Genomic DNA, 4,014 nt, shown 5'->3' with positions numbered 1-4,014 from the left:
GCATTAAATAAATGCGATTCCATTACGCTCACCCGCAGTACCAGCAAAGCCAGCCCCAGTCCACCTCCTATAAAATAACAGATGCGCCAGTCGCCTACCAGTTTCGCAATCAGGTTAGCTGCCACGGCGCCGGAAACCCCTACAGTAGCCACTATCATGGTACCATATCCTCTTTTTTCTTTAGGGAGTATTTCAGATACCAATGTAATACCTGCCCCCAGCTCTCCTGCCAGGCCAAAGCCGGCCACAAAGCGCCAAAGCACGTATCCATTGATACCATGCACAAAACCATTGGCAATATTGGCGATAGAATAAATCAGGATGGAACCAAATAATACACTTAAACGCCCTTTCTTATCTCCGATAATTCCCCAGAAAATACCACCTATCAGTAACCCAATCATTTGAATATTGATCAGGAGCATGCCTGCACCCGCATCAATTTCGTTTTGCGGCAGACCCAGTGATTTCAAACTCGGGACTCTCACAATAGTAAACAGCAAAAGATCATAAATATCCACGAAATAGCCCAGTGAAGCCACTATCACAGCTATATTGAAAATAGAAACAGGACGATTGTCGGTTTTCATTTTAGTTTGGTTGTCGATAATAATAACGGGAATAAATAAAAAAAAGGGCCTTTTACAAGGCCCTTTTAAAGATATAAAAAATTATAATGGAGAATCTGTTTTTTCTACTTTCTTATGTTCGTCGTGTGCGTGCTGATGTTTCACCTTTCCGAAAATAACTTTAATCAGTACCGGCAAAGTGGTAATCAATACAATTACCAGGATGATCAGCTCCAGGTGTTCTTTCAGATTAGGGAATAATTTATCCAGGTAATGACCTGCCAGCATCATGGAAAATACCCAGGCAAAGGAACCTACGATATTGTAAAACATGAATTTCTTGTTTTCCATGCCCACAATACCCGCTACTATAGGGGCAAAGGTGCGGATGATAGGCAGGAACCGGGCAAAAAAGATAGCGCCGCCGCCATATTTCACAAAAAACTCATGGGCCTGGTGCAAGTGCTTCTTTCTGAAAAAGAAAGTGTCTTTCTTCTTAAATAATATGGGACCGGATTTTTTACCAAACCAGAAACCTACCATATTCCCCAGCACACCTGCCGTGGCTATCAGGAACATAATTAATACAAAAGGCAGATCAAAGAAGCTGCGGCAAAGGTCTTCGCTGTAGATACCTGCTACAAAAAGCAGGGAATCGCCCGGCAGAAAGAAGCCAATGAATAAACCAGTTTCTGCGAAAATAATCGCCAGTAACAGGTAAAGGCCACCATGTTCAATAATCCACGAGGGATTAATGAGGTGTTTAAAAAACTCAATAATCTGGTCCATGCTAGTACGCTATTTCTATTTCTGAAGTGGTAAAATAAACATTAATCTGTTACGCATTTGTTAAGTTAGGCGTTAGTGGCATCTCCGGGCGTAAGTTTATTTTCCCATTTGGACACAACGGCGGTAGCCATTGCATTCCCGATCACGTTGGTAGCGGAACGACCCATGTCCAGTAAATGGTCTACCCCCAGTAACAGGATCAGGCCCGCTTCAGGGATGTGGAACATAGACAGGGTACCTGCAATTACCACCAGGGAAGCACGCGGCACACCCGCAATACCTTTACTGGTAATCATTAATACCAATAACATCGTAATCTGCTGATCAATGCTCAGGTGCATACCGTATGCCTGGGCAATAAATAAACTGGCAAAGGTCATATACATCATAGAGCCATCCAGATTAAAGGAGTAGCCCAGGGGTAATACAAAGCTAACAATGCGGCTATCACAGCCAAATTTTTCCAGTTCTTCCATGGTGCGGGGGTAAGCCGCTTCACTGCTGGCTGTGCCAAATGCCAGTAACAGCGGATCTTTGATCAGGCCCAGCAGGCGGAATACAGGTTTACCCAGTATCAGCCATCCCACAAATGCGATCACAATCCATAAACTGAAAAGTCCGAGATAGAACTGTAATATGAACTTACCATAAGTAACCAGTACAATGGGGCCTTTTAAAGCAATGATACCTGCCATGGCACCAAATACGGCAAATGGGGCAAAATTCATTACAAAACCGGTTACTTTCAGCATGATATGCGCCACGCTATCGAGCAACTTTACAACCGGCATCGCTTTTTCACCTATCGCCGCCGCAGCTACACCAAAGAAAATAGCAAATACTACGATCTGCAATATTTCATTGTGTGCCATCGCATTCACTACACTATCCGGTACCACGTGCTGAAAGAAGCCTCTCAGTGTCATATCTGCTTTAGCAATACCTGTGGAGGCATGTTCGTCCGGCAAAGGCAACTGCAGGGATAAGCCCGGCTTCATCAAATTCACCAGTATTAAACCGAGGAACAATGATACAAAGGTTGCACTGATAAACCACAGCATGGTTTTACCACCAATGCGCCCTACCGCTTTTATATCTCCCAGCTTGGCCACTCCTACCACGAGGGTAGAAAATACCAGCGGGGCTATGATCATTTTCACAAGGCGGAGGAAGATATCTGTTAGGATGGAGATATTATCAGCGAAAACCTGCGGAGTATCCTTGGTTCCCGGAACGGGAGCTGCATTGCCGTAAGTCAGGAATACGGCATAACCAGTACCTATTCCGATTAGCATGCCAATGAATATATATAGGGTAAGCAGATTCGATGATTTCTTCATGCAGTGCGAAAATTTATCTTGTAAGAATTAAAAGTTGTAACCGGAAAATTTCCCAAAAATAAGGTTAAGCAGCTAAACATGCGCGTTAGCGGGCAAAATAAAAGTATCTGTTTTTGATTTTAGATATTATATTTGGCGATCGACAACAACAACATAACTAAACTACCTTAAAACATCAACCACAATACGACTGCGTATGAGCAAACTCTTTGCTAAAAAACAAATGTCTGTTTTAATGGCCGAAGCAGGAGAATCGGAAAAGGGTCTGAAAAGGACGCTTGGAGCTGGTTCACTGGTGGCCCTTGGGATCGGAGCCATTATTGGTGCAGGTCTTTTTGTAAGAACAGCCGCAGCTGCCGGGCAACATGCCGGCCCTGCTGTTACCATTTCCTTTATTATTGCGGCCATAGGCTGTGCGCTGGCAGGTTTGTGCTATGCTGAATTTGCCTCCATGATTCCTATCGCCGGAAGCGCCTATACCTATTCCTACGCCACACTGGGAGAATTTATTGCCTGGATTATTGGTTGGGATCTGGTGCTGGAATATGCACTGGGAGCTGCTACCGTAGCTATTGGCTGGTCACAGTATTTAAATAAACTGCTGACAAGCGTCTTTCATGTCACCATCCCATATGAATGGTGTCATAGTCCTTTCGAAGTTTCCGATGCCGGTGTACACGGTATCATGAACGTACCGTCCCTGTTTATCCTCCTGGCACTCACTTTACTGCTGATCAGAGGTACCCAGAGTTCTGCTATTGTTAATAATATTATTGTAATTACCAAAGTAGCTATTGTACTGTTATTCATTTTCCTTGGATGGAAATACATCAATCCTGCCAACCATACGCCATTTACCATTCCTGCTACTGCCGGTACGGTGAAAATGCACAATGGCCAGGTCGTTGATTATGCCAATTTCTGGAATCATGGATGGGCAGGGGTCCTAAGGGGTGCCGGCGTGGTATTCTTTGCTTTTATTGGGTTTGATGCGGTATCCACTGCAGCCCAGGAAACCAAGAACCCTAAAAAGAATATGCCTATTGGTATCCTGGTGTCGCTGGCGATTTGTACGGTGCTGTATATTCTGTTTTCCTTTGTGTTAACAGGTATTGCACCTTTCACCGACTTCCTGAAGGCAGGTGGTGAAGCATCTGTTGCCTATGCTATTGATACGTATATGCCTGGTTTTGGTTGGTTATCTACCTTCATTACGGTGGCTATCCTGGCAGGGTTCTCCTCTGTTATCCTGGTGATGTTACTGGGTCAAACCAGGGTGTTCTACTCCATGAGTAACGATGGGCTGGTGCCGTCAG

The 4,014-nt window shown here is 44.4% G+C and carries 4 protein-coding genes; 1 reads left to right on the top strand and 3 read right to left on the bottom strand.

The window, feature by feature from the left end; all coding sequences use genetic code 11:
* The 3 genes from VIP81_RS19550 to VIP81_RS19540 all read right to left on the bottom strand — a co-directional run.
* A partial coding sequence (locus VIP81_RS19550; RefSeq protein ID WP_331964969.1) for an MFS transporter occupies positions 1 to 590 on the bottom strand: 590 nt, incomplete at its 3' end.
* 81 nt (positions 591 to 671) lie between these two features.
* The gene (locus VIP81_RS19545) at positions 672 to 1,358 is read right to left on the bottom strand and encodes a DedA family protein (protein ID WP_331964967.1); all 687 of its coding nucleotides are present in this window, start codon (positions 1,356 to 1,358) and stop codon (positions 672 to 674) included.
* Between the two features lie 65 nt (positions 1,359 to 1,423).
* Entirely contained in the window at positions 1,424 to 2,698 is a 1,275-nt protein-coding gene (locus VIP81_RS19540) for a dicarboxylate/amino acid:cation symporter (RefSeq protein ID WP_331964965.1), read from the bottom strand.
* A gap of 196 nt (positions 2,699 to 2,894) precedes the next feature.
* Between VIP81_RS19540 and VIP81_RS19535 the strand changes: the two genes are divergently transcribed.
* Positions 2,895 to 4,014, top strand: a 1,120-nt coding sequence (locus VIP81_RS19535) for an amino acid permease (protein ID WP_331964962.1), incomplete at its 3' end; no start/stop codon positions are given.

The sequence above is a fragment of the Chitinophaga sp. genome (assembly GCF_036566945.1).
In the GTDB taxonomy this organism is placed as follows: domain Bacteria; phylum Bacteroidota; class Bacteroidia; order Chitinophagales; family Chitinophagaceae; genus Chitinophaga.
Note: the sequence above shows the minus strand (reverse complement) of the source record. Positions and strands in the feature narration are given on the sequence as shown.

What these genes read in the sequence shown, in the direction of transcription:
- VIP81_RS19545 (WP_331964967.1), bottom strand. Translation starts at nt 1,358, where the DNA reads ATGGACCAGATTATTGAGTTTTTTAAACACCTCATTAATCCCTCGTGG.
- VIP81_RS19540 (WP_331964965.1), bottom strand. Translation starts at nt 2,698, where the DNA reads ATGAAGAAATCATCGAATCTGCTTACCCTATATATATTCATTGGCATG.